Here is a 24,205-nt window from a genome sequence, read left to right as displayed (position 1 = left end):
ACGCCCGTCTCAGGGCGCAGGCTTGAATGGAATTGTATTAGAGGACGGTGGCCGTAAGGATGCGGGCGGCCGTCAGCACTGTTTTTGAAAGGTTTGAACCATGCGTGTTCTGATTGCTGAACAGGATCACCCGCTCTACGCCCAATTGCTTCGCGAAGCCGCGCCGGACCTTGAGGTACTGACCAGCGGCGACTCGGCCGAACTCTCGCGCCTGGCCGCCGATTCCCCGGTATGGCTGGGCCAGCCGGACCTGCTGGCGACGCTGTTGCGCCAGGGCCACCATCCGCAATGGTTGCAGTCGACCTGGGCCGGCATTACGCCCCTGTTGGCCGAAGGCCTGCCGCGTGATTATCGCCTGACCCGCGCGGTCGGCATCTTTGGCCAGGTCATGGCCGAATTCGTCCTGACCTACATGCTCGGCCACGAGCGTGAAGTGCTGGCGCGGCTGGTCAGCCAGGTCGAGCGCAAGTGGGACAGCCGCCAGGGCCAGAGCCTGGCGGGGCGCAAGGTGCTGGTGGTCGGCACCGGCGACATTGGCCAGCGTGTGGCGCAGTTCCTGCTGCCGTTTGGCGTCAAGCTGTATGGCATCGCCAGCCAGGCCCGCGAGCAGGCGCCGTTTATCGAAGTCGCCGGGCTCGATCAATTGGGCCGGCTGGTGGGAGAGGTGGATTATGTGATCAACCTGCTGCCCAACACCCCTGACACCCATGACCTGTACGACGCCGCACTGTTCAAGCAATTCAAGCCGACCGCCTTGTTCATCAACGTCGGGCGCGGTGTGGCGGTGGTGGATGCCGATCTGGTCGAAGCCCTCAAGGAGGGACACCTGGCCGGAGCGGTGATCGACGTCTGTCGCCAGGAGCCGCTGCCGCAACGCCACCCGTTCTGGACGGCGTGGGGCTTGTTATTGACCGGGCACAGTTCGGCCCCGACCTCGCCGGCAATGATGGTGGAGTTGTTTGTGCAGAACGTGCGGGCGTATCAGGCCAAACAAGCCCTGCGCGGGGAAGTAAGCTTCGAGCGCGGCTACTGATACGACACGGTAAAAAAATGTGGGAGGGGCAAGCTCTAATGCCAGCCTGTAGGAGCGAGCTTGCTCGCGAAAAACTCATAGGCACCGCGTTCATGTAGAAAGCACGCGTTATCGTTGACGTTTTTCGCGAGCAAGCTCGCTCCTACAGACCGGCGGCATTGGGGCAAGCCCCCTCCCACATGGGTTCTGCGCATAACTCAGAGGTTGAAGTCACCTTCCGAAACCAGCTCGCTCAGCGGCTTGCGCGGGCTTGGCGCTTCGCGGCCTTGCAGGTACTCGGGCAGGCTCGACTTGTCGCCCAGCTTGCCCACTGCCACGGCGGCGTGCAGCGCATAGCCTGCGGGGATCTTCAGCGCCTTGCGGGTCAGGTCCTGATCGAAGCCGGCCATGCCATGGGTGTGCCAGCCGGCGAGGCTGGCTTGCAAGGCCAGGTGAGCCCAGGCGGCGCCGGTGTCGAAGGTGTGCCACAGGGCCGGGGTTTCTTCCGTGGCGCCGGGGGCGATGAAGTCGGTCTTCGAGGCGATGATCACCAGTGCCGACGCATGCTGCGCCCAGCCTCGGTTGAACTCGTTGAGCAAACCCAGGAAGCGCTCCCAGTCCGGCGTGTCGCGGCGGGCATAGAGAAAGCGCCAGGGCTGCGAGTTGTAGGCCGAAGGTGCCCAGCGCGCCGCCTCGAAGAAGCTCAGCAGGGTTTCCTGGGAGATGCTCTCGCCGGTGAAGGCGCGAGGCGACCAGCGTTCGGTGAACTGGGTGTGGATCGGATAGTCGGCAACACGGGTCATGAGCAGTTCCTGATCGTCAATTCGGCGCTCAAAACTACTGCGCAACTCCTGGACTGACAAGCGTTGTTACACCGCCAGTCGCAAGCGCTTGGCCCCAAGGGACTTGGGCACTAGACTGGCGGCCTTTGAACCTACCGATACTGATGCAGAGCCATGGCCGCCAAAGTCGAACCTTTCTGGATACGCAAAACCCTCGAACACCTCGACCAGGAGGAATGGGAATCGCTGTGCGACGGCTGTGGCCTGTGCTGCCTGCAAAAGCTTGAGGATGAAGACGACAACAGCGTCTATTACACGCGCATCGCCTGCAAACTGCTGGACCTGAAAACCTGCCAGTGCACCGACTATCCCAATCGTCGGGCGTCGGTGCCGGACTGCATCCAGCTAACGCCCGGGCAGGCCGACCAGTTCAAGTGGCTGCCGCCCACCTGCGGTTATCGCCTGGTCAGCGAGCGCAAGGATTTGCCATTGTGGCACCACCTGGTCTGCGGCGACCGCGACGCCGTGCACCACGAACGCATTTCCCAGTCCGGGCGCATGCTCAGCGAAGGCAGCGTGCCAGAGGACGACTGGGAGGATTACCTGATCTTCCGCGCGGGTTGAACCAGGAGTGTGTATGAAGGTGGGACTCAAGCTGGCGACAGTGGCGCTGTTACTGGGGCTGAGCATGCCGGCGTGGAGCGCCAAAAAAGTCGACCTGGATTACCACGTCAAACTTCTGCCCCAGAGCGATCAGGCCGAGGTGCGCGTGAGCCTGTCCCAGGGCTCTGCGGTGCGCAGCCTGGATTTCGACCTTGGCCGCGACGGCGACTACAGCGATTTCAAGGCCGATGGGCAATGGAAGGTCGATGGTCGTCGGGGTCACTGGCAACCCAGCGCCGACAAGGCCAGCCTGACCTACCGCGTACGTCTGGGCCACGCGCACAAACCCGGCACCTACGAAGCGCGCATGACGCCGGCCTGGGCGCTGTTTCGCGGCGACGACCTGGTGCCCACCGCACGGCTGGACCAGCAGGAGGGTGTCGAGCTGGTCGCGCGCCTGATCTTCGACCTGCCGCCGGGTTGGAACAGCATCGAGACCGCCTGGCCGCGTATCGGCAAGAACAAGTTCCGCATCGACAACGTGTCCCGCCTGTTCGACCGCCCCACCGGCTGGATGCTCGCCGGTAGCCTGGGCAGCCGGCGCATGCGCCTGGGGCAGACCGACGTCACCGTGACCTCGCCCAAGGGCCAGGGCATGCGGCGCATGGATGTGCTGACGCTGCTGACCTTCGTGTGGCCGCAAGTGGAAGCCGCGTTCCCGCGCCACCCGGCCAAACTTTTGGTGGTGGGCGCCAGCGACCCGATGCGCCGTGGCGCCTTTTCGGCGCGTGACTCGGTCTACCTCAACAGCCGCACGCCGCTGGTCAGTGAAGACGGCAGCAGCCCGTTGATCCGCGAAGTGGTGCAGGCCATCGCCCGATTCAATGACCACGACAGCAGTGACTGGATCAGCGAAGGCCTGGCCGGGTACTACGCCATTGAACTGGTGCGTCGCGCCGGGGGAATCACCGATGAGCGGTATCAGGCGATACAGACGCGCCTGACCAAGGAGGGCAAGGCTGTGACCAGCCTGCGTGGCGAACACGTCAGCGGCGCAACAGTGTCACGGGCGGTGGTGGTGTTGCAGGAACTGGATCGCGAGATCCGCGTGAAAACCCATAACAAGCGCTCGCTGGATGACCTGGCGCAAGCGGTGATGCGCGCGGGCAGTGTGACCACGAAGGAATTTGTGCAACTGGCCGAGCGCATCATCGACGGTTCATCCGCCGTACTCGACAGCAAGCTGCTGCAGTAATCTTAAAACCCTGCACAAAACAAATGTGGGAGGGGGCTTGCCCCCTCCCACATTTAAATCTCCAGCGGCCCGATTACTCGGCTCAGCCCGTGGTTTTCACCGCTTTTTCAGCCGCCACTTCAGCCTTGGTCTTCAAGTTCTTCAACTCCGCGCCCGCTCGCTCGATCTTGGTACGTACGCTGTTCATTTCCTGGCGGCCTTGCTCCAGCTTGTCCTTGAGCGAGCTGTGGCCGGTGAAACCGCGTGCCAGCGCCACGCCGCCAATCGCCACCTGGATCAGCCCAAAGAGCCCGCCACGGCGCAGGCCTTTGCCGACCATCATCACGCCACCGGCTACCGAGCCGATGCGTTCCCAGCCGTGCACATTCTGGGGGCGCTGCTCGTCCGGCTGCAGGTGTTCAATCACAGGTCGCAGGGTTTTGCTGTCGCTCATGATCCGTCTCCAACAAAGATAAGTGTCATTAGCTGACTGTTGGCGATGGCCGGATGTTCCCGCTATTTGCGTCCCCGGCTTTCAGTATTTGGGTCCCGAGCGGGTGTTATTGCCCTTGGCCAGGCGGTCGTAGAGCACCACGTTGACGGTGGCGGCGAGGTTCATGCAGCCGGTGGTCGGGATGTAGACCACGTCCTCGCACCAGTCGCGAATCTCTTTGTCCAGCGAGCCGTCTTCGGGGCCGAAGATGTACAGCGCGCGGTCGGGGTGGGTGTATTCGGGCAGGGGGCGCGCGCCTTCCACCAGTTCCACGGCGACGGGGATGCAGCCCAGGGGCAGGATCTTTTTCAGGTCATCGATGCCGATCAGCGGAATGTCGTGATGCACCTTCTTGGTATCGGTGATGAAATCCCGCGCGCGCTCGTAACGCACGCCGGTATAGAACACCGAAGCCACGCCGTAGCAGCCGGCGGCGCGCATCACCGAGCCGACATTTTCCGGGGATTTGGGGTTATACAGACCGATGCAGCTGTAGCGTTTATTGCCCACGGGGAAGGGTGCCTTGCAGGAAAAACCGCGATTATACGGTCTTGGGCAGTGTGGTGCTTGGGCGATCGCTATCGGCGGCAAGTCGAATCGTCGCACCGCCCTCCCACAGGGGAATGCATTCCAAATGTGGGAGGGGGCTTGCCCCCGATGAGGCCGGTACAGCCAACGATGATCTCAGTCGTCTTTCTTCATCAACCCCGCCAACGCCGCAAACGGGTTGTGTGTCGCCTTGGCAATCGTCGGGCTGCTGGTGGAGCCTTCGCCGAAGTACTGCTGGTCGGTGTAGCGCGAGTGCTCGTTGTCATGGCAGTACAGGCACAGCAGTTCCCAGTTGGAGCCGTCCTGGGGATTGTCGTCATGATTGTGGTTGCGGTGGTGCACGGTCAGTTCGCTCAGGCGCTTGCCGGCGAATTCACGGGCGCAGCGGCCGCAGACGTGGGGGTACATTTTCAGGGCTTTGTCGCGGTAGCCCATTTCCCGGTCGCGCTGGGCATCGGCAAGGATGCGGTCCAGCTTGGCGGTGTGGGAGGGCGGGTTGGTCGAGCTCATCATGGCTCCTGGCTATTGGGTGGTCACGGACAGGTTGATTCTAGCTAATCACAGCGCAATTAGCCCTTGAGCTTTTCCGCAATCCAGATGGTGTGCCGCGTGCCTTTGTTGCCATGGGCGAATACCTGCACTTCTTCGGCCTTGAAACCGGCCTTGCGCAGTTTGTCGCTGAACAGTTTGTCGGCGCTGGCCGACCACACGGCAAGCACGCCCTTGGGGCGCAGGGCCTTGGCGCAGGCGGCCAGGCCACCGGCGGAATACAGCCAGCTGTTGGCTTTTTGCGTGAGGCCTTCAGGGCCGTTATCGACGTCCAGCATGATCGCATCAAACCCCTGGGGCTCGGCCTGCAGCACCTTGGCCACGTCTTCCATGCGCACCACTGTGCGCGGGTCGAGCAAAGGGCGGCCGGACTTTTCGCCGAGCGGCCCACGGTTCCACTCCACCACGCCCGGCACCAATTCGGCCACCACCACTTCGGCGCTCTTGCCCAGGTGCTTGAGCGCCGAAGCCAGGGTAAACCCCATGCCCAGGCCACCGATCAGCACCCGTGAACCCGGGCGACCGGCGACCTTGCGGCACGGAATTTCCGCCAGGGCATCTTCGGAACCGTGCATGCGCGTGTTCATCAACTGGCCGCCGTCACCGCCCTGGATCTTGATGACGAAGTCCTCACCGTATTCGAACAGGCACAAGGCACCGCCGTTGTCGGGGATCGGAGTGGTGTCCAGCAGAACGAAACGTTTCATGGAAATCTCATTGGGAAGGGCATTCTTGCGCGGTTGGGAGTAGCCTTGTGACATTCCGGTCAGGCCATGGAGCCATCGATGAAGTGCAGCATTCTAACGGTCATTGTGCTTGGCGCGCTCACATCGGGTGCGGCGCAGGCGCAGGAGTTGCAAACCGTACCGGTCGCACCCGCGCCAACCCCCGGCGCGCCGGGCACGCCAACGCCCACGTTGTACCCGCAGGTCACGCCGCCCGCTGTGCCGAAGACCAACGGCTCGCCGCCCCTGGCGCCGATCGTGCTGCCGGCGCCGCCCAAGGACCAGACGGTCCCGGGGCTGCAGCAGAACGACAGCAAGCCGAAGACGCCCGGCGGTTAAAGCTGTTGCGAGGGCGTCCTGTGTTCAGACAGGGCCGCCCGACTAAGCTCTTGAATCATACGTTCCTAAATCAGCTCGAGCGCCTTGAACACGAAGGCATATTCGAGCGCCACGTCACGTAATCCCTGGTAACGACCGCTCATGCCGCCGTGACCGGCGCCCAGCTCGGTCTTGAGCAGCAGCAGGTTGTCGTCCGTCTTCGTGTCGCGCAGTTTGGCCACCCACTTGGCCGCTTCCCAGTACTGCACGCGACTGTCGTTGTAACCGGCAATCACCAGCATGTGCGGGTAGGCCTGGGCACGCACGTTTTCGTACGGCGCATAGGCCTTGATGCGCGCATACACCTCTGGCTCCTGCGGGTTGCCCCATTCGTCGTACTCGGTGACGGTCAGCGGCAGTTCCGGGTCGAGCATGGTGTTGAGCACATCGACAAACGGCACTTCGGCGATCGCCGCCTGGAACAGCTCCGGGCGTTGGTTGAGCACCGCACCGATCAACAGGCCGCCGGCGCTGCCGCCGCTGATCGCCAACTGGTTGGCGGTGGTCAGGCCCTGGGCGATGAGGTGTTCGGCGCAGGCGATGAAATCGCTGAAGGTGTTCTGTTTGTGTTCCTGCTTGCCGTTGCGGTACCAGGCTTCACCCAGCTCGCCACCGCCGCGCACGTGCGCGATGGCAAACGCCACGCCTCGGTCCAGCAGGCTCAGGCGTGCATGGGAGAACCATGGGTCCAGGCTCGAGCCATAGGCGCCGTAGCCATACAGGTACAGCGGCGTCGGCTGGCCGAGCTGGTCACGCTTGACCACCAGGCTGATCGGCACCTGGGTGCCGTCGGCGGACGTGGCCCACAGACGCTGGCTGACATAATCGTCGGCGTTGAACACACCGAGTACCGGGGTTTCCTTGAGCACCTGCTGTGCCCCGCTGGCCAGTTCCAACTGACGCACCTGGGCCGGACGGTTCAGTGCTTCATAGCGCAGGCGAATCCTGTCGCTGGCAAATTCCAGGCTGTTCTGTACGTAGAGGCTGTAAGCCGCGTCAGGCAGTTCCACGCGATAGGCCGGTACGCCCTCGGGATGCACTTCGATCACCGGCAGGCCGCCGATGCGCAGGCTCAGGGTCATGGCGCTGGCGTTGAGGCTGACGCCGTCGAGCATCACCTCGTCGCTGTGGGGGATCAGGTTCTGCCAGTCGGCTTCGGTCGGGGGCGTGCCGCTGTCAGGCGCGACGAACAGCGCGTAGTTGATACCGTCGCGGTTGCTGCGGATAAACCAGGTCCACTGGCCGTTCAACTGGCCGTGGTCGACATCGTATTCGTGATCTTCCACCCGCGGCGCCAGGCAGGTGAAGTCCAGGTGCGGCTGGTCGGCGTCGAGGGCCCAGATCTCGCTGGTGGTCTTGCTGCCCAGGGCCAGCAGCAACTGGCGCTCGGAGCTGGAGCGGTAGCAATGCAGGAAGAAGCGTCCGTCGGGTTCGTGGAACACTTCCTGCGCCGCCGTGCCGTCCAGGCGGTAGCGGTAAAGCTTGTGCGGACGATGAGTGTCGTCCAGTTCGCCGAAAAACAGCGTGATGCTGTCGTTGGCCCAGGTCATGCTGCCGTCGCAGTTGTCGAATGCCAGCTCACTGACCTTGTCGGTCGCCAATTCCTTCACGTACAGGGTGTAGGTCTCTTCACCCGTGGTGTCGAGGCTGTAGGCCAGGCGCTGATGGTCGGGGCTGATGCTGAACGCGCCGAGGGAGAAAAAGCCGCCATTGGCCAGCACGTTCGGGTCCAGCAGCAATTCTTCGCTGCGCTCATCCACCTGGTTGCTGTCATCGGCCGGGCGCCGGCAGCGGTAGTGACGCGCGTATTCGTCACCGGCGGTGGTGCGCGTGTAGTAGAGGTACGGGCCCCAGGGGGAGGGCAGGGACAAGTCGGTTTCCAGGATACGGCCCTTGATTTCCTCGAACAGCGTCTCGCGCAGTGCCTGCTGGTCGGCCAGTTGGCTTTCCTGCCAGGCGTTTTCCGCTTTGAGGTAATCGAGGACTTCAGTGCTGTCACGTTCCTGCAGCCAGGCGTACGGGTCTGGGCCTGGGGCTTTGCGGGCAATCGGTGCGGTCGAAATAGGCATGGATAATTCTCTATCGGGCGGACGGTGGCCGGCATTGCAGCCGCGACACGCAAAAGCCGTTATCATAGCCGCCTCTTTGCCAGCCTTGCCATGGACACCATGACCGAGAACGACTATCTGACCGCTTGGGGCCTCTACGCCTTCGCCGCTTTGGGCTGCCTGTTGGTGTGGTGGCGCATGACCCGCTGGATCTGGCGCTGGCTGCGTGAGCCGTTGCAGTTACTGATGGCGGTGCTGTTGCTCAGCCCCACCATTGTCGACCCGATCAAGACCCAGTTCGCGCCCGCCGTGGCGATCACTGCCCTGGACCTGCTGCTAAAGGTCGGCAATAACGCCTGGCGCGCCATCTCCGACCTGTTCATGTACACCATGATCGTGTTTGCGCTGTACATCGTGTTCGTGCTGATCCGCTGGCCCATCGAGCGCGCCGCCAACGCCCGCCGTCAGCGCAAGGCCGCCACGGATGCCGCGCTGGCCGCGGAGCCGGAGGAAGACGAACCGTTCCGTCGCCCGGCCCCCGCCTCCGGCATGCGGGTCGAACCGCGCCTTTAACGTTGTCCGCCCTGCAGCGAGAGCCCTGGCATGTGTGAATTATTGGGCATGAGTGCCAACGTCCCCACCGATATCGTGTTCAGCTTCACCGGGCTGATGCAGCGGGGCGGGCGAACCGGCCCCCACCGCGACGGTTGGGGCATCGCCTTCTACGAAGGCCGTGGCCTGCGGCTGTTCCAGGACCCGGCCGCGAGCAGCGAGTCGGAAGTCGCCCTGCTGGTGCAGCGCTATCCCATCAAGAGCGAAGTGGTGATCGGCCATATCCGCCAGGCCAATGTGGGCAAGGTGAGCCTGGCCAATACCCACCCGTTCGTGCGCGAACTGTGGGGGCGCAACTGGTGTTTTGCGCACAATGGCCAACTGGCGGACTTCAGCCCCCGCGCCACCTTCTACCGGCCGGTGGGCGACACCGACAGTGAAGCGGCGTTCTGCGACTTGCTCAACCGCGTGCGCGAAGCCTTCCCGGAACCGGTGGATATCGAGCAGATGCTGCCGGACCTGATCGCCGCCTGCGCCGAATACCGCAGCAAAGGCGTGTTCAACTGCCTGCTCAGCGATGGCGACTGGCTGTTTTGCTATTGCTCGACCAAACTGGCGCAGATTACCCGGCGCGCGCCCTTTGGCCCGGCCCGCTTGAAAGATGTCGACGTGATCGTCGATTTTCAGGCCGAAACCACTCCCAACGACGTGGTAACGGTCATCGCCACCGAACCGCTGACCGACAACGAAAACTGGACCCGCTACGAACCGGGCCAATGGAGCCTGTGGCGACGCGGAGAATGCGTCAGCCAGGGCGTGACCGAATAAGGAATCGACGATGTTGCTCAGCTATCTGCGGTTGGTGCTGTTTGCCATAGGCTTGTTGGTCGGCGTGCAAGTGCCGGGGTTCATCAACGATTACGCCAAGCGCGTCGAAGCCCACCTGATCGAGGCCCAGACGGGCCTGCGCGGGTTCGAGTCCACCGCGCAGCAGTTCTTCAACGGTGACATGCAAGCCCTGGTGGCGCATTACCGTGCCAGCGATGACCCGGTCTTCCAGAGCGACGCCAGCAGCCTGGGCGCGATGCTTGACCGTCAGCTGGCGTTGGACAAGCAATTCCAGGCCATGCAAGGCCCCTGGTACATCCGCGCCCTGCAAGTGGCGGTGGCGGCTGATCCGGATATTCGCCTGGAAACCTGGAATGGCTACAGCTACCAGATCCTGCTGACGCCCGAGGCCATGGGCTGGGGCCTGGGCGGAGCGATGCTGCTGTCGTTCGGTATCGAATGCCTGTATCGCCTGATCGACTGGGTGGTGCTGGGCGGCCGGCGCCTGCGCCAGAGCCGGCCGATTGAAGAGCGGGATTTGAAAGGGCTCTAAGTCCTGACAAAAATCCAGTGTGGGAGGGGGCTTGCCCCCGATGGCAGTGTGTCAGCCAACATATGTTTAGCTGACTCACCGCGATCGGGGGCAAGCCCCCTCCCACATTTGGACCCGGTTCAGTCAGTTGCTCAGTACCATCCGCTCTTTACCGACTTCCTCGGCATAGCGGGCGACGACCTTCTGGCACAACCCCACAATCTCCTCCACCAACTCCACCCCCACGCGCCACGACACCACCACCTGCAGGTTCGGCAGTTGCTGCGCCATCGCCAGCATCACCAGCTCGCCCCGTGCCAGCTCTTCGCTGACCAGCACCGGCGGCAGCGCGCCAATGCCGAAGCCATCGCGTAGTAGCCGGGTGATGGCTGATACCGAGTTGACGCAGTTCATGCGCGGTGCGGCGACGCCGTTGGCCTGCATCAAACTCAACACATCCTGATGGGGACAGGAGTTTTTCGAGTAGGTGATGATGCGTTCCTGGGCCAGCTCGGCGAGGGAGGCGTAATCGCGGTTATAGATCGACTGGCTGGCGACAATCCAGGCCATAGGGTGACTGCCCAGTTCCAGGCTGCGCACGCTTTCCAGGCGCAGCAGGTCGGTTTGCAGGATCAGGTCCAGGAAGCCTTTTTGCAGCTGATCGCTGAGGTTCAGCGCAGTATCGGCGACCAATTCGATTTCAACCCGCGGGAACAGGTTCATCAGCTCAGCGACCAACGGGCTGAGCCAGGTGTGGATCACGGTGTCCATTGCGCCGATCCGAATGCGTCCGACCTTGCTGCTGGTGGTTTCCAGGGACTGCTTCAAGCCCTGCAGGGTCACCATTATCTGCTCGGCATAATCGAGCACCTTCAAGCCTTCCGGGGTCAGGCTTACACCGCGCGAATCGCGCAGGAACAGCTTCACCCCCAACTCGCTCTCCAGCACCGCAATGCGGCTGGAGATCGACGCCTGGGTGGTGAACAGCTTTTCGGCGGTCAGGCGGAAACTCTTGAGCTTGGCCACCCAGACGAAGGTTTCGAGGAACTTCAAATTCATGGGATCAACTTTTTCTTATGCATGGATCGGTTTTTATTAGTTGGACGCCGCGGCGTGCCGGCGCCAAAAATCGAGCCGTTCCACGATAAGCGTCGTTGGGGTTCAGGACAACATCGTTGCGAGATGTTGGTAAAAGATCCCACACTACAAAAAAACAAAGCCTACAGGAGCGACCCCGTGAGCCGCCTGCTATTGAATTGCGACATCGGCGAAAGCTTCGGCAACTGGACCCTGGGTCTGGACGCCGAAGTCATGCCGTTCATCGACTGCGCCAACGTGGCGTGCGGCTTCCATGCCGGCGACCCGAGCATCATGCGCAAGACCGTCAGCCTGGCACTCAAGCATGGCGTGCAAGTGGGCGCGCACCCGGCCTATCAGGACCTGCAAGGTTTCGGCCGCCGCTCCATGCAGTACACCCCCCAGGAAATCCAGGACCTGATGCACTACCAGATCGGTGCGCTGGACGGCATCTGCCGCGCACAAGGCGGGCGCGTCAGCTACGTGAAACCCCATGGCGCGATGTACAACGACATGATGGCAAACCCCGCCCAACTGCGTGCGGTGATCCAGGCCGTGGCGGCCTATGGCGACCTGCCGCTGATGCTGCTGGCCACGCGCGACAACAGCGCGGCCCAGGCCCTGGGCGATGAGTACGGCGTGACCCTGTGGTTCGAAGCCTTCGCCGACCGCGCCTATGACAGCCAGGGCCATCTGGTTTCGCGCCAGTTGCCGGGCGCGGTGCATCATGACGCCGAGACCATCGTCCAGCAGGCCCTGACCCTTTCCCGTGGTGAGCCGCTGGTCGCCAGCGATGGCAGCGCGCTGGTGCTGCAGGCCAATACCTTATGCGTGCATGGCGACAACGCCAGCTCGGTCGCGGCGGTGCAGCGTATTCGCCAAGCGTTGAAGCCAGCATGAAACCACGGATTGAAGTGGTGGCCATCGACTGCTTGATGGTGCGCCTGTTTGACGCGATTGCCGAAGCCAACATGCCGTGGATGCTCGCCGCCACCGAGCGCCTGCGCAGCGGGTTCGGCGCAGCGTTAGTGGACCTGGTGCCGTCCTATACCACCTTGATGGTGCATTACGACCTCACGGCGTTGACCCCGGGCCAGGCCCGGGCGTTGATCGAGCATGCCCTGACCGACCTGCAACCCCACGCCCAGGGCGCTGGCCGGTGCCATGTGCTGCCGGTGTGGTACGACCTGAGCGTCGGGCCGGAGCTTGGCTTGCTATCGCAGCGCAGCGGGCTGGCGGTCGCTGAGGTGATTCGTCGCCACAGCGACCACCTGTATCAAGTGTTCGCCCTGGGTTTCGCCCCCGGTTTTGCCTTCATGGGACTGGTGGACGACATCCTCGCTACGCCGCGTCTCAACACCCCGCGCAAACGCGTAGCGGCCGGCAGCGTGGGCATCGCCGAGCGGCAAACCGCCGCCTATCCGGTCGTATCCCCCGGCGGCTGGAACCTGATCGGGCGCACCCCGGCGACACTGTTCGACCGCGAACGCGACGGCTACAGCCTGATGCAGCCCGGCGATACGGTGCGTTTCGAGGCGGTCGGCCACGCTGAGTTCGTCAACCTGGGCGGCGATGACACGCCTCTGGAGGCGCACGCATGAGCCGCTTGATCATTGAGGCCAGCACACCGCTGTGCCTGTTGCAGGACGCCGGTCGTTTCGGCGTACGCCACCTTGGCGTAACCCAGGGCGGGGCGCTGGATTGGGTATCGATGTCATGGGCCAATTGGCTGCTGGACAATGCCCTGGATGCGCCGGTAATAGAAATTACCTTGGGCAGTTTTACCGTACAGGCCGAGGACTACTGTTTGTTGGCCCTGGCCGGTGCGGACCTGGGCGCCTTTATTGATGAACGTGCGATCAGTCCGGGGCGCAGCTTTATCCTGCAAAAGGGCCAGCGCCTGCGCTTCACCCAACCGTTCAAAGGCGCGCGGGCTTACCTGGCGGCACCGGGCGGGTTCGACGCGCCGGATGTGTTGGGCAGTTGCGCCACCGTAGTACGTGAGGAACTGGGTGGCGTAGACGGTTTCGGCAAGGCGTTGGCTGAAGGCGGGCGCCTGGCTTATTCCGGTACGGGCGGCGCAATGAAGGTGCTGGCCAAGCCGGATCTGCCATCCGGTGCATCACTGGACGTGATCGTCGGCGCTCAGATCGGCCGGTTCAGCGGCCAAAGCCTGTTCGATGCATTCAACACCGAATGGGCCCTGGACAGCCGCGCCGACCGCATGGGCATGCGCTTGCTGGGCACGCCGCTGCAGTACCAGGGGCCATCGTTGATTTCCGAAGGTATTCCCTTGGGCGCCATCCAGGTACCGCCGGACGGGCAGCCGATTGTGTTGCTCAATGATCGGCAGACTATTGGTGGTTATCCCCGGTTGGGCGCGTTGACGCCGTTATCGCTGGCGCGGTTGGCGCAGTGTTTGCCCGGGGAGAAAGTAAGGTTGGCGCCCGTGGTGCAGGAGACGGCACATCGGCAGCATGTCAACTATTTGCAGCGGCTGAGCACTGGCTGATAAACACAGAGGTACAAATGTGGGAGGGGGCTTGCCCCCGATAGCGGTGTGTCAGTCAACACATCTATGACTGAACCACTGCCATCGGGGGCAAGCCCCCTCCCACATTGGATAGGTGTTGGATGAGGCATGTGGGCTATTTGGACAAGAAGCGCATCCCTTCCTCAAGGCCGCGCAACGTCAGCGGATACATCTGATCCTCCACCAACTCCCGCACAATCGCCGTCGATGCCGTATAGCCCCACGTGTCCTTCGGATAGGGGTTTATCCAGATCAGTTTCTTGTACTTGGCCATGAACCGCTGCATCCACACATACCCAGGCTCCTCGTTCCAGTGCTCGACGCTGCCGCCGGCCTGGGTGATCTCATAGGGCGCCATGGACGCATCGCCGATGAAAATCACTTTGTAATCGGCGCCGTATTTGTGCAGCAAATCCTGGGTGGAGGTGCGTTCCGAGGTGCGCCGCTGGTTGTTCTTCCACACCGACTCGTAGACGAAGTTGTGGAAGTAGAAGTACTCCAGGTGCTTGAACTCGGTTTTACACGCCGAGAACAGTTCTTCGCAGATTTTCACGTGGGCGTCCATCGAGCCGCCGATGTCGAACAGCAACAACAGCTTGATGGTGTTGCGCCGCTCAGGACGCATCTGGATATTCAGCAGCCCGGCGTCGCGTGCGGTGTGGTCGATGGTGCCGTCGATGTCCAGTTCTTCGGCCGCGCCCTGGCGGGCGAACTTGCGCAGGCGGCGCAGGGCGATCTTGATATTGCGCGTGCCCAACTCAACCTGGTCGTCGAGGTTCTTGTACTCGCGCTGGTCCCAGACCTTGACTGCCTTGCCCTGGCGCTTGCCGGCATCGCCCACGCGGATGCCTTCGGGGTTGTAGCCACCGGAACCGAAGGGGCTGGTGCCGCCGGTGCCAATCCACTTGTTGCCGCCGGCGTGACGTTCCTTCTGTTCTTCCAGGCGCTTTTTGAATTCCTCGATCAGTTTGTCGAGGCCGCCGAGGGACTGGATCTGCGCGCGCTCCTCATCGCTCAGCGAGCGTTCGAACTCCTTGCGCAGCCAGTCTTCGGGGATCAGCGCCTGCAAATGGTCATCAAGCTTTTCCAGGCCGTTGAAGTAGGCACCGAAGGCCCGGTCGAACTTGTCGAAATGCCGCTCGTCCTTGACCAGGATCGCCCGGGCCAAGTAGTAGAACTCGTCCATGTCGGCGAAGGTCACGCGCTGTTTCAGCGCGTTGATCAGGTCGAGCAGCTCACGCACCGACACGGGCACCTTGGCGGCACGCATTTCATTGAACAGGTTGAGCAACATTATCGATTACCGCGACGGCTCATGAATGCCAGACGTTCCAGCAGTTGCACGTCCTGCTCGTTCTTCACCAGGGCCCCGGCCAGTGGGGGGATGGCCTTGGTCGGGTCGCGTTCGCGCAGCACCGCTTCGCCGATGTTGTCGGCCATCAGCAGCTTGAGCCAGTCGACCAGTTCGGATGTGGAGGGCTTTTTCTTCAGGCCCGGCACCTTGCGCACGTCAAAGAACACATCCAGCGCTTCGCTGACCAGGTCTTTCTTGATGTCCGGATAGTGCACATCGACGATTTTCTGCAGGGTCGTGCGGTCAGGGAAGGCGATGTAATGGAAGAAGCAGCGGCGCAGGAAGGCGTCCGGCAGCTCTTTCTCGTTGTTGGAGGTAATGATGATGATCGGGCGTTTTTTCGCCTTGATGGTCTCGTCGATTTCGTAGACGTAGAACTCCATCTTGTCGAGTTCCTGCAACAGGTCGTTGGGGAACTCGATGTCGGCCTTGTCGATTTCATCGATCAGCAGGATCACCCGCTCTTCGGACTCGAAAGCCTCCCAGAGCTTGCCCTTTTTCAGGTAGTTGCGTACGTCATGCACTTTGTCCACACCCAGCTGCGAGTCGCGCAGGCGGCTGACCGCGTCGTACTCGTAGAGGCCCTGATGGGCCTTGGTGGTGGACTTGATGTGCCAGGTGATCAACCTGGCGCCGAAGGACTCGGCCAGTTGCTCGGCGAGCATGGTCTTGCCGGTGCCCGGTTCGCCCTTGACCAGCAGCGGCCGCTCCAGGGTGATGGCGGCGTTGACGGCCAGTTTCAGGTCATCGGTAGCCACATAGGCCTGGGTGCCTTCGAACTTCATCGGTCATTCCTCGGATTCATCAATGCCCGACTATACCGCGCAGCCCCGGCGACTGTGAACGCAGACGGGGCATTCAGTCTCTGAATGACTGGTCACTTCAATCTCTTGGTCACTGGGGGACATGTGGGAGGGGGCTTGCCCCCGATAGCAGTGGTTCAGTTACAGATGTATAGACTGACACACCGTCATCGGGAGCAAGCCCCCTCCCACAGTTTTAATCGGCGCTAGGCTTGGGTTGTTCGTAGCGGGCATTGAAGGCCTGGATAAAGCCATTGCGCAGAATCGCAATAACCGCTGAAAACGCACTGACATTCTGCTGGTGCACGCTGCCGCTCAGTTCAACCCGGGTCGCGAACTGGTTCTTGCGCTGGTTCTTCAATACCGTCTCGCTGGCGCCGACCACGGCCTCCCAGATCGAGCGGAAGATGTTCTTGTCTTTGTTTTCCACATCCTGCTGCCAGTCGAAGACTTCGACATCGCGCAGCAGTGGCTTGATATAGCCGCGCAATTGGCCTTTTTCGGCCTGGGCTTCAATAACCACGTCGCCGGTACCGGCCTTGAAGTCGAATTTGCCGTAAGCCGAGGCGAAGTCATTCATGCGCTTGAGTTGCAGGTCGCGGGCACGAAAGCGGAACTCGAACTCTTCGAAATCACTCAGCGGGTCAAAGGTGGCGCTGGCTTCCAGCGGCGCCTGGCCTTGCAGCAGCGCCTTGCCCTCAAAGCGCGCGTCGCGCTTGCCCTCAACGTCCACCACGTTGGTCAGGTTGTAGAGGCTGGCGTTGACCCCGGTGGCGTTGATATTCACCTCAGGCTTGGAACTGAAGTTATGAAAGGCGATCTTGCCGTCTTCGATGCGCACTTCGTTGAGGGTGATCGGCAACAACTTGCTCAGTTGTTCCTGCCAGTCGGTGCCCTTACCGGTCTGGGACGCCTGCTTGTTGGCGCCGCCGTCGACGAAGTTGATTTCCGGGCGTACGAAATGCCCTTCGGCCACGACGGCATGGTCGTACCACAGTGAATGCCAGCTCACCGCGAACTCGATCAGCGGCGCCTTGACGAACGGCACCGGCACCTTGCCGTCCACCTTGACGATCTGCAGCCCGTTGATCCGGTAAGCGCCGCGCCACAAGGCCAGGTCCACATCGGCAATTTCGCCACGGTAATCGCCCATGTCGGCGAGCTTTTCATTCAGGTAGTTGCGCACCAGGTAAGGCAGCGCGATGTTTGCGGCAACCAGGACCAGCACCAGCCCGGCGACGGTCCAGAGCGGCCAACTGTAGCGACGTTTCATGGGGCAGTTCTCCTTGCTCGTAGGAGATGGACTGCTGCAAGCGGCGCAACGTTCCTGCGACTGGACGCCTAGTGGCACGAGGCATACCCTTGGGGCCTTTCCGACATTGCCAAACAGGACCCGTCATGAGCCGCATTTTTGCAGACAACGCGCACTCCATCGGTAATACGCCCCTGGTGCAGATCAACCGCATCGCACCGCGCGGGGTCACCATCCTGGCCAAGATCGAGGGGCGTAACCCCGGCTACTCGGTCAAGTGCCGCATTGGCGCCAACATGATCTGGGACGCGGAAAGCAGCGGCAAGCTTAAACCGGGCATGACCATTGTCGAACCCACCTCCGGCAACACCGGCATCGGCCTGGCGTTCGTGGCGGCGGCACGGGGCTACAAACTGCTGCTGACCATGCCCGCGTCCATGAGCATCGAGCGCCGTAAAGTGCTCAAGGCCCTCGGCGCCGAGCTGGTGTTGACTGAACCGGCCAAGGGCATGAAGGGCGCCATCGACAAAGCGGGCGAAATCGTCGCCGGCGACCCGAGCACCTACTTTATGCCGGCCCAGTTCGAAAACCCGGCCAACCCTGCCATTCACGAGAAAACCACCGGCCCGGAAATCTGGAACGACACCGACGGCGCCGTGGACGTGCTGGTGGCGGGCGTGGGCACCGGCGGCACGATCACCGGTGTGTCACGCTATATCAAGCACACCGCAGGCAAGCCGATCCTCTCGGTGGCGGTGGAACCCGCCGTGTCGCCGGTGATTACCCAGGCGCTGGCCGGTGAAGAGATCAAGCCCAGCCCGCACAAGATCCAGGGCATTGGCGCCGGTTTCGTGCCGAAAAACCTCGATTTGTCGATGGTCGACCGCGTCGAGTTGGTCACCGACGACGAATCCAAGGCCATGGCCCGGCGCTTGATGCAGGAAGAGGGCATTTTGTGCGGCATTTCCTGCGGCGCCGCCATGGCCGTGGCGGTGCGCCTGGCTGAGAAACCGGAAATGCAGGGCAAGACCATCGTGGTGATTCTGCCGGACTCGGGCGAGCGTTACCTGTCGAGCATGCTGTTCAGTGACCTGTTCACCGACCAGGAAAACCAGGCGTGAATCGGCTGTAGGAGCGAGCTTGCTCGCGAAGAACGTCAACGATAACGCGGGTTTACTGATTCAACGTGGCGTTCTCAGGTTCTTCGCGAGCAAGCTCGCTCCTACAGGGGGGGGCGTGTTGATCCAGGTCAGCCGGTCGGCAGGGGCCTTCTGCATAATGCGCCAAGTGTTTATCATGGCCGGCTGCTACGTCTGGTTTCCCCGCGACGGGAAGCTGTCGGCCAGGCGCTTATTTTCAGGAGTTGCTGCATGACCTTTTCTTTGGCCGCCAAACTGTCGGTGTTGCTGCTGTTTATCGGCAGTACGCTGTATGTGCACCTGCGCGGCAAGGCCCGTTTGCCGATGTTGCGTCAGTTCGTCAACCATTCGGCGCTGTTCGCCCCATACAACGCCTTGATGTATCTGTTTTCCGCAGTGCCGTCCAAGCCCTACCTGGACCGCAGCAAGTTCCCGGAACTGGACGTGCTCAAGGACAACTGGGAAGTGATCCGCGAAGAGGCCATGCACCTGTTCGACGAGGGTTATATCCGCGCCGCCGAAAAGAACAACGACGCCGGTTTCGGCTCGTTCTTCAAGAAAGGCTGGAAGCGCTTCTACCTCAAATGGTACGACAAACCCCTGCCATCGGCCGAAGCCCTGTGCCCGAAAACCGTGGCGCTGGTCAGCAGCATTCCCAACGTGAAAGGCGCGATGTTCGCGCTGTTGCCGGGCGGCAGCCACCTGAACCCGCACCGTGACCCCTTCGCCGGCTCCCTGCGCTATCACCTGGGGCTGTCCACGCCGAACTCCGACGACTGCCGCATCTTCGTCGATGGCCAGGTGTATGCCTGGCGCGACGGTGAAGACGTGATGTTCGACGAAACCTACGTGCACTGGGTGAAGAACGAGACTGAAAAGACCCGTGTGATCCTGTTCTGTGACATCGAGCGACCGTTGAGCAATCACCTGATGACCCGCATCAACCGTTGGGTCAGCAAGCAACTGGGACGCGCGACTGCGCCGCAGAACCTGGACGACGAGCGCGTGGGCGGGATCAACCAGGCGTATGCCTGGAGCAAGACCTTCAGCGACAAGTTCAGCGGCCAAGTCAAGCAGTGGAAGCGCAAGCACCCCAAGGCCTACCGCATTGCGCGGCCGGTGCTGGCGGTGGTGGTCCTGGTATTGCTGTGGAAGTGGCTGTTCGGCTGATCTGAAATCTGGAATGCCATCAATGTGGGAGGGGGCTTGCCCCCGATAGCGGTGGATCAGTCAGCTTATCTTAAGCTGACCCACTGCCATCGGGGGCAAGCCCCCTCCCACATTTGATCTGCAGCGATCTTCAGCTGGCGATCAGTTGGCGCAATACGTAATGCAGAATCCCACCTGCCTTGAAATATTCCACTTCATTCAAGGTATCAATCCGGCACAGCACCTCAACCTTCTCGCTGCTGCCATCTTCGCGCGTAATCACCAGCGTCAGGTTCATCCGTGGCTCGATCTCGGCATCGGTCAGCCCGAGGATATCGATCTTCTCCTTGCCGGTAAGCTTGAGCGCCTTGCGGTTCTGGTCCAGCTTGAACTGCAGCGGCAGCACGCCCATGCCCACCAGGTTGGAGCGGTGGATACGTTCGAAGCTCTCGGCGATCACCGCCTTGACCCCCAGCAGGTTGGTGCCCTTGGCCGCCCAGTCGCGGCTCGAACCGGTGCCGTATTCCTGGCCGGCGATCACCACCAACGGTGTGCCCGATGCCTGGTACTTCATGGCGGCATCGTAGATCGCCATCTTCTCGCCGGTGGGGATATACAGCGTGTTGCCGCCTTCTTCGCCACCGAGCATTTCATTGCGGATACGGATGTTGGCAAAGGTGCCGCGCATCATCACTTCATGGTTGCCGCGACGTGAGCCGTAGGAGTTGAAGTCCCGTGGCTCCACGCCTTGCTCGCGCAGGTAGCGCCCGGCCGGGCTGTCGGTCTTGATGTTGCCGGCGGGGGAGATGTGGTCGGTGGTCACCGAGTCGCCGAGCAGGGCCAGGACGTTGGCGCCCTTGACGTCTTCGATCACCGGCAGCGGGCCGGCAATATCGTCGAAGAACGGCGGGTGCTGGATATAGGTGGAATCCGCTTGCCACACGTAGGTGGCCGCTTGCGGTACCTCGATCGCCTGCCACTGTTCGTCGCCGGCAAAGACTTCGGCGTATTCCTTGTGGAACATCCCCGTGGTGACCTGGGCCACCGCGTCGGCGATCTCCTGGCTGCTGGGCCAGATGTCCCTCAGGTACACCGGGTTGCCCTGCCGGTCGTTACCCAGCGGCTCGCTGCTGATGTCGATACGCACCGTACCGGCCAGCGCGTAGGCCACCACCAGGGGCGGCGAGGCCAGCCAGTTGGTTTTCACCAGCGGATGCACACGGCCTTCGAAGTTGCGGTTGCCGGACAGCACCGATGCCACGGAGAGGTCGGCTTTCTGAATGGCTTTTTCAATCGGCTCGGGCAGCGGCCCGGAGTTGCCGATGCAGGTGGTGCAGCCGTAGCCCACCAGGTCGAAACCGAGTGTGTCCAGGTAGTGAGTGAGGCCGGCCGCGTTGTAGTAGTCGGTGACCACTTTCGAGCCCGGCGCCAGCGAGCTCTTGACCCACGGTTTGCGCGTCAGGCCTTTTTCCACGGCCTTCTTCGCGAGCAGCCCGGCCGCCATCATCACGCTGGGGTTGGACGTGTTGGTGCACGACGTAATGGCGGCGATGACCACGGCACCGTTTTTCAGGCGATAGGTGTTGCCTTCGTATTCGTAGTCGGCTTCGCCCACCAGGTCGGCATTGCCCACGGCGACGCCACCGCCGCCTTCGCTTTCCAGGCGGCCTTCTTCCTTGCTGGTGGGTTTGAATTGCAGGTCGAGGAAATCACTGAACGCCTGGCCCACATTGGGCAGGGCGACGCGGTCCTGCGGGCGTTTCGGCCCGGCGAGGCTGGCTTCGACGCTGCCCATGTCCAGGGCCAGGGTGTCGGTGAAGATCGGCTCCTGGCCGGCGTTGCGCCACAGACCCTGGGCCTTGGTGTAGGCCTCGACCAGCTTGACGGTTTCTGCCGGGCGACCGGACAGGCGCAGGTAGTCCAGCGTTACCTCGTCGACCGGGAAAAAGCCGCAGGTGGCGCCGTATTCCGGCGCCATATTGGCGATGGTGGCACGGTCGGCCAGGGGCAGATCGGCCAGGCCGTCGCCATAGAATTCGACGAATTTACCGACCACGCCTTTTTTGCGCAGCATCTGGGTCACGGTCAGCACCAGGTCGGTGGCGGTGATACCTTCCTTCAATTTGCCGGTGAGCTTGAAACCGATCACTTCCGGGATCAGCATCGACACCGGCTGGCCGAGCATCGCCGCTTCCGCTTCGATCCCGCCCACGCCCCAGCCGAGTACGCCGAGGCCGTTGATCATGGTGGTGTGGGAATCGGTGCCTACCAGGGTATCGGGGAAGGCGTAGGTGCGGCCGTCTTCCTCCTTGGTCCACACGGTGCGGCCCAGGTATTCCAGGTTGACCTGATGGCAGATGCCGGTGCCCGGTGGCACCACGCTGAAGTTATCGAAGGCGCTCTGGCCCCAGCGCAGGAAGGCGTAGCGTTCGCCGTTGCGCTGCATTTCGATATCGACGTTCTGCTCGAAGGCGTCGGCGTTGCCGAACTTGTCGACCATCACTGAGTGGTCGATCACCAGGTCCACCGGCGACAGCGGGTTGATGCGCTGCGGATCGCCCCCGGCCTTGGCCACGGCGGCGCGCATGGCGGCCAGGTCGACCACGGCAGGCACGCCGGTGAAGTCCTGCATCAGCACGCGGGCGGGGCGGTATTGGATTTCGCGGTCGGACTGGCGTTCCTTGAGCCAGGCGGCGATGGCCTTGAGGTCGGTGTCGGTGACGGTTTTGTTGTCCTCCCAGCGCAGCAGGTTTTCCAGCAGCACTTTGAGCGACATCGGCAGCTTGTCCAGGTCACCCAGGCTCTTGGCGGCTTCGGGCAGGCTGAAGTAGTGGTAGGTCTTGCTGTCTATTTGCAGTGTCTTAAGGGTTCTCAGGCTATCGAGGGATGACATTACATGACTCCTTATGATCCGCACGGCCACGGACCTGACGGGACGAACAGAGCGTTCAACTTAGCGCTGTTTTCATTAGCAGGCTAATAACTGGACTCTATCGCTGAGTCCAAGGTTCCGAACTCGGCTATCATGCGCGCGTTTTCATGACAGGTATTGCGATAGAGCAATCCAGTTGCCAGGAGATTCAATTGAACACCCTTTTTATGCACTGCCGCCCGGGTTTTGAAGGCGAAGTCTGTTCCGAGATCGCGGAACACGCCGCGCGCCTGAACGTGTCCGGCTACGCCAAGGCCAAGACCGGCAGCGCTTGCGCCGAATTTGTCTGCACTGAAGAAGACGGCGCGCAGCGCCTGATGCACGGCCAGCGCTTCGCCGAGCTGATCTTCCCAAGGCAGTGGGCGCGCGGGGTGTTTATCGACCTGCCGGAAACCGACCGCATCAGCGTGATACTCGCCCACCTGCGCGCGTTTCCGGTGTGCGGCAGTCTGTGGCTGGAGATGGTCGATACCAACGACGGCAAGGAGCTGTCGAACTTCTGCAAGAAATTCGAAGTGCACCTGCGCAAAGCCTTGCTTAACGCCGGCCGGCTGGTGGACGACCCGAGCAAGCCGCGCCTGCTGCTGACGTTCAAGAGCGGCCGCGAAGTATTCATGGGCCTGGCCGAGTCGAACAACTCGGCAATGTGGCCCATGGGCATCCCGCGCTTGAAATTCCCGCGTGACGCGCCCAGCCGCTCGACCTTGAAGCTGGAAGAGGCCTGGCACCACTTCATCCCCCGCGAGCAATGGGACGAACGCCTGCACGGCGACATGACCGGTGTCGACCTCGGCGCGGCCCCCGGCGGCTGGACGTGGCAACTGGTCAACCGGGGCATGCTGGTGACCGCCATCGACAACGGCCCCATGGCCGAAAGCCTGATGGACACTGGCCTGGTCCAGCACTTGATGGCCGACGGCTTCACCTTCGTGCCCAAGCAGCCGGTGGACTGGATGGTGTGCGACATCGTCGAGAAGCCCGCGCGTAACGCCGCGTTGCTGGAAACCTGGATCGGCGAGGGACATTGCCGCGAGGCGGTGGTCAACTTGAAGTTGCCGATGAAGCAGCGTTATGCCGAAGTGAAGCGCTTGCTCGAGCGCATCGAAGAGGGCTTCAAGGCCCGCGGTATTCGTGTGGAAATCGGCTGCAAGCAGCTGTACCACGACCGTGAGGAAGTGACGTGCCACTTGCGCCGACTGGTGGACGTAAAGAAACCCAAGAGACATTGATATCCAATGTGGGAACTGGCTTGCCAGCGATAGTGGTATCACTGTCGAAATTGATGTTGAATGTGCCCCCGTCATCGGGGGCAAGCCCCCTCCCACAAGGAGTCGGGTTCGTTTAGGAGTGAAGTATGAGTCTTGAATTGCCCGTCGACGGCACCCTCGACGCCACCGGCCTCAACTGCCCGGAGCCGGTGATGATGCTGCACCAGCACATCCGTGACCTGCCGCCGGGCGGCCTGCTCAAGGTGATCGCGACCGACCCGTCGACCCGCCGCGATATTCCCAAGTTCTGTGTGTTCCTTGACCATGAACTGGTCAGTCAACAAGAAGAGGCCGGCACGTACCTTTACTGGATCCGCAAAAAAGCCGATTGACCGCCGAACCCCTGTAGGAGCGAGCTTGCTCGCGAAAAACGCTGACGATCACGCAGCGCTTCTGGTTTAACCAGGCGTTCT

The 24,205-nt window shown here is 62.1% G+C and carries 25 protein-coding genes; 14 read left to right on the top strand and 11 right to left on the bottom strand.

Annotated features, from left to right (window positions below):
• Positions 1 to 100 precede the first annotated feature (100 nt).
• A complete protein-coding gene (locus J1G34_RS21525) occupies positions 101 to 1,033 on the top strand; it encodes a D-2-hydroxyacid dehydrogenase (protein WP_122736863.1) in 933 nt (310 codons plus the stop codon).
• Between the two features lie 197 nt (positions 1,034 to 1,230).
• Here the strand turns inward: J1G34_RS21525 and J1G34_RS21520 are convergent, their stop codons facing one another.
• Entirely contained in the window at positions 1,231 to 1,815 is a 585-nt protein-coding gene (locus tag J1G34_RS21520; protein ID WP_065893506.1) for a nitroreductase family protein, read from the bottom strand.
• Between the two features lie 153 nt (positions 1,816 to 1,968).
• On the opposite strand from J1G34_RS21520, the gene J1G34_RS21515 reads away from it, so the two are divergent.
• Together J1G34_RS21515 and J1G34_RS21510 are read left to right on the top strand one after the other, a co-directional pair.
• Positions 1,969 to 2,418, top strand: coding sequence for a YcgN family cysteine cluster protein (locus J1G34_RS21515; RefSeq protein WP_003172524.1), 450 nt, complete (start codon positions 1,969 to 1,971; stop codon positions 2,416 to 2,418).
• A 13-nt stretch (positions 2,419 to 2,431) separates the two neighbouring features.
• On the top strand, positions 2,432 to 3,652 hold the full coding sequence (locus J1G34_RS21510) for a hypothetical protein (RefSeq protein ID WP_222994607.1): 1,221 nt from the start codon (positions 2,432 to 2,434) through the stop codon (positions 3,650 to 3,652).
• 82 nt (positions 3,653 to 3,734) lie between these two features.
• Here J1G34_RS21510 and J1G34_RS21505 read toward each other — a convergent pair whose 3' ends face one another.
• From J1G34_RS21505 to J1G34_RS21490, 4 genes are all read right to left on the bottom strand, one after another.
• Entirely contained in the window at positions 3,735 to 4,085 is a 351-nt protein-coding gene (locus tag J1G34_RS21505) for a YgaP family membrane protein (protein ID WP_065893508.1), read from the bottom strand.
• A gap of 81 nt (positions 4,086 to 4,166) precedes the next feature.
• On the bottom strand, positions 4,167 to 4,634 hold the full coding sequence (locus tag J1G34_RS21500; protein ID WP_003189607.1) for an RNA methyltransferase: 468 nt from the start codon (positions 4,632 to 4,634) through the stop codon (positions 4,167 to 4,169).
• A gap of 174 nt (positions 4,635 to 4,808) precedes the next feature.
• Positions 4,809 to 5,183 carry a YajD family HNH nuclease gene (locus J1G34_RS21495; RefSeq protein ID WP_003210675.1) on the bottom strand — a complete coding sequence of 125 codons (375 nt, stop codon included), beginning with the start codon at positions 5,181 to 5,183 and terminating at the stop codon, positions 4,809 to 4,811.
• A 59-nt stretch (positions 5,184 to 5,242) separates the two neighbouring features.
• Entirely contained in the window at positions 5,243 to 5,929 is a 687-nt protein-coding gene (locus J1G34_RS21490) for a spermidine synthase (protein WP_065893509.1), read from the bottom strand.
• Between the two features lie 78 nt (positions 5,930 to 6,007).
• Between J1G34_RS21490 and J1G34_RS21485 the strand changes: the two genes are divergently transcribed.
• Positions 6,008 to 6,286: a hypothetical protein gene (locus J1G34_RS21485; RefSeq protein WP_222994606.1), complete on the top strand. Its 279-nt coding sequence runs from the start codon at positions 6,008 to 6,010 to the stop codon at positions 6,284 to 6,286.
• Positions 6,287 to 6,351: 65 nt separating this feature from the next.
• Here the strand turns inward: J1G34_RS21485 and J1G34_RS21480 are convergent, their stop codons facing one another.
• The gene (locus J1G34_RS21480) at positions 6,352 to 8,394 is read right to left on the bottom strand and encodes a S9 family peptidase (protein WP_222994605.1); all 2,043 of its coding nucleotides are present in this window, start codon (positions 8,392 to 8,394) and stop codon (positions 6,352 to 6,354) included.
• 24 nt (positions 8,395 to 8,418) lie between these two features.
• On the opposite strand from J1G34_RS21480, the gene J1G34_RS21475 reads away from it, so the two are divergent.
• The 3 genes from J1G34_RS21475 to J1G34_RS21465 are packed head-to-tail and all read left to right on the top strand — an operon-like array spanning position 8,419 to position 10,306.
• Positions 8,419 to 8,946, top strand: a complete 528-nt coding sequence (locus tag J1G34_RS21475; RefSeq protein ID WP_222994604.1) for an MFS transporter — start codon at positions 8,419 to 8,421, stop codon at positions 8,944 to 8,946.
• A 30-nt stretch (positions 8,947 to 8,976) separates the two neighbouring features.
• Positions 8,977 to 9,753, top strand: a complete 777-nt coding sequence (locus tag J1G34_RS21470) for a class II glutamine amidotransferase (RefSeq protein WP_065886314.1) — start codon at positions 8,977 to 8,979, stop codon at positions 9,751 to 9,753.
• 10 nt (positions 9,754 to 9,763) lie between these two features.
• Positions 9,764 to 10,306, top strand: a complete 543-nt coding sequence (locus J1G34_RS21465) for a DUF2937 family protein (RefSeq protein ID WP_065886315.1) — start codon at positions 9,764 to 9,766, stop codon at positions 10,304 to 10,306.
• 123 nt (positions 10,307 to 10,429) lie between these two features.
• Here the strand turns inward: J1G34_RS21465 and J1G34_RS21460 are convergent, their stop codons facing one another.
• Complete coding sequence (locus J1G34_RS21460) at positions 10,430 to 11,344, bottom strand: LysR family transcriptional regulator (RefSeq protein WP_222994603.1); 915 nt, start codon at positions 11,342 to 11,344, stop codon at positions 10,430 to 10,432.
• A 177-nt stretch (positions 11,345 to 11,521) separates the two neighbouring features.
• Here J1G34_RS21460 and J1G34_RS21455 point away from each other — a divergent pair, with 177 nt between their 5' ends.
• The 3 genes from J1G34_RS21455 to J1G34_RS21445 are packed head-to-tail and all read left to right on the top strand — an operon-like array spanning position 11,522 to position 13,874.
• Positions 11,522 to 12,262 carry a 5-oxoprolinase subunit PxpA gene (locus tag J1G34_RS21455; RefSeq protein ID WP_222994602.1) on the top strand — a complete coding sequence of 247 codons (741 nt, stop codon included), beginning with the start codon at positions 11,522 to 11,524 and terminating at the stop codon, positions 12,260 to 12,262.
• Positions 12,259 to 12,963 (top strand): 5-oxoprolinase subunit B family protein, encoded by a 705-nt coding sequence (locus J1G34_RS21450; RefSeq protein WP_222994601.1) that lies wholly within the window; start codon positions 12,259 to 12,261, stop codon positions 12,961 to 12,963. Before J1G34_RS21455 ends, J1G34_RS21450 begins: the two co-directional genes overlap by 4 nt.
• Positions 12,960 to 13,874 (top strand): 5-oxoprolinase subunit C family protein, encoded by a 915-nt coding sequence (locus J1G34_RS21445; RefSeq protein WP_222994600.1) that lies wholly within the window; start codon positions 12,960 to 12,962, stop codon positions 13,872 to 13,874. The genes J1G34_RS21450 and J1G34_RS21445 overlap by 4 nt, the downstream gene beginning before the upstream one ends.
• A 136-nt stretch (positions 13,875 to 14,010) precedes the next feature.
• Here the strand turns inward: J1G34_RS21445 and J1G34_RS21440 are convergent, their stop codons facing one another.
• The 3 genes from J1G34_RS21440 to J1G34_RS21430 all read right to left on the bottom strand — a co-directional run bounded on the left by J1G34_RS21440 (position 14,011) and on the right by J1G34_RS21430 (position 17,325).
• Positions 14,011 to 15,189, bottom strand: a complete 1,179-nt coding sequence (locus J1G34_RS21440) for a vWA domain-containing protein (RefSeq protein WP_065893517.1) — start codon at positions 15,187 to 15,189, stop codon at positions 14,011 to 14,013.
• A complete protein-coding gene (locus tag J1G34_RS21435) occupies positions 15,189 to 16,034 on the bottom strand; it encodes an AAA family ATPase (RefSeq protein WP_003189627.1) in 846 nt (281 codons plus the stop codon). Before J1G34_RS21435 ends, J1G34_RS21440 begins: the two co-directional genes overlap by 1 nt.
• A 214-nt stretch (positions 16,035 to 16,248) precedes the next feature.
• Entirely contained in the window at positions 16,249 to 17,325 is a 1,077-nt protein-coding gene (locus J1G34_RS21430; RefSeq protein ID WP_065886322.1) for a DUF748 domain-containing protein, read from the bottom strand.
• 125 nt (positions 17,326 to 17,450) lie between these two features.
• Between J1G34_RS21430 and cysK the strand changes: the two genes are divergently transcribed.
• A complete protein-coding gene (gene cysK / locus J1G34_RS21425) occupies positions 17,451 to 18,425 on the top strand; it encodes a cysteine synthase A (RefSeq protein WP_065886323.1) in 975 nt (324 codons plus the stop codon).
• A 249-nt stretch (positions 18,426 to 18,674) separates the two neighbouring features.
• On the top strand, positions 18,675 to 19,613 hold the full coding sequence (locus J1G34_RS21420) for an aspartyl/asparaginyl beta-hydroxylase domain-containing protein (protein WP_222994599.1): 939 nt from the start codon (positions 18,675 to 18,677) through the stop codon (positions 19,611 to 19,613).
• 130 nt (positions 19,614 to 19,743) lie between these two features.
• Here J1G34_RS21420 and acnA read toward each other — a convergent pair whose 3' ends face one another.
• On the bottom strand, positions 19,744 to 22,485 hold the full coding sequence (gene acnA, locus J1G34_RS21415) for an aconitate hydratase AcnA (protein ID WP_222994598.1): 2,742 nt from the start codon (positions 22,483 to 22,485) through the stop codon (positions 19,744 to 19,746).
• A 191-nt stretch (positions 22,486 to 22,676) separates the two neighbouring features.
• Here acnA and rlmM point away from each other — a divergent pair, with 191 nt between their 5' ends.
• Together rlmM and tusA are read left to right on the top strand one after the other, a co-directional pair.
• Positions 22,677 to 23,753, top strand: coding sequence for a 23S rRNA (cytidine(2498)-2'-O)-methyltransferase RlmM (gene rlmM, locus J1G34_RS21410; protein ID WP_065895781.1), 1,077 nt, complete (start codon positions 22,677 to 22,679; stop codon positions 23,751 to 23,753).
• 125 nt (positions 23,754 to 23,878) lie between these two features.
• Positions 23,879 to 24,124, top strand: a complete 246-nt coding sequence (gene tusA / locus J1G34_RS21405) for a sulfurtransferase TusA (RefSeq protein ID WP_065895782.1) — start codon at positions 23,879 to 23,881, stop codon at positions 24,122 to 24,124.
• Positions 24,125 to 24,205 lie beyond the last annotated feature (81 nt).

The sequence above is a fragment of the Pseudomonas sp. Wu6 genome, assembly GCF_019891515.1.
Classification (GTDB): Bacteria; Pseudomonadota; Gammaproteobacteria; order Pseudomonadales; family Pseudomonadaceae; genus Aquipseudomonas; species Aquipseudomonas orientalis_A.
The sequence above is the reverse complement of the archived record's forward strand: the minus strand, read 5'-3'. Positions and strand labels throughout refer to the sequence as shown.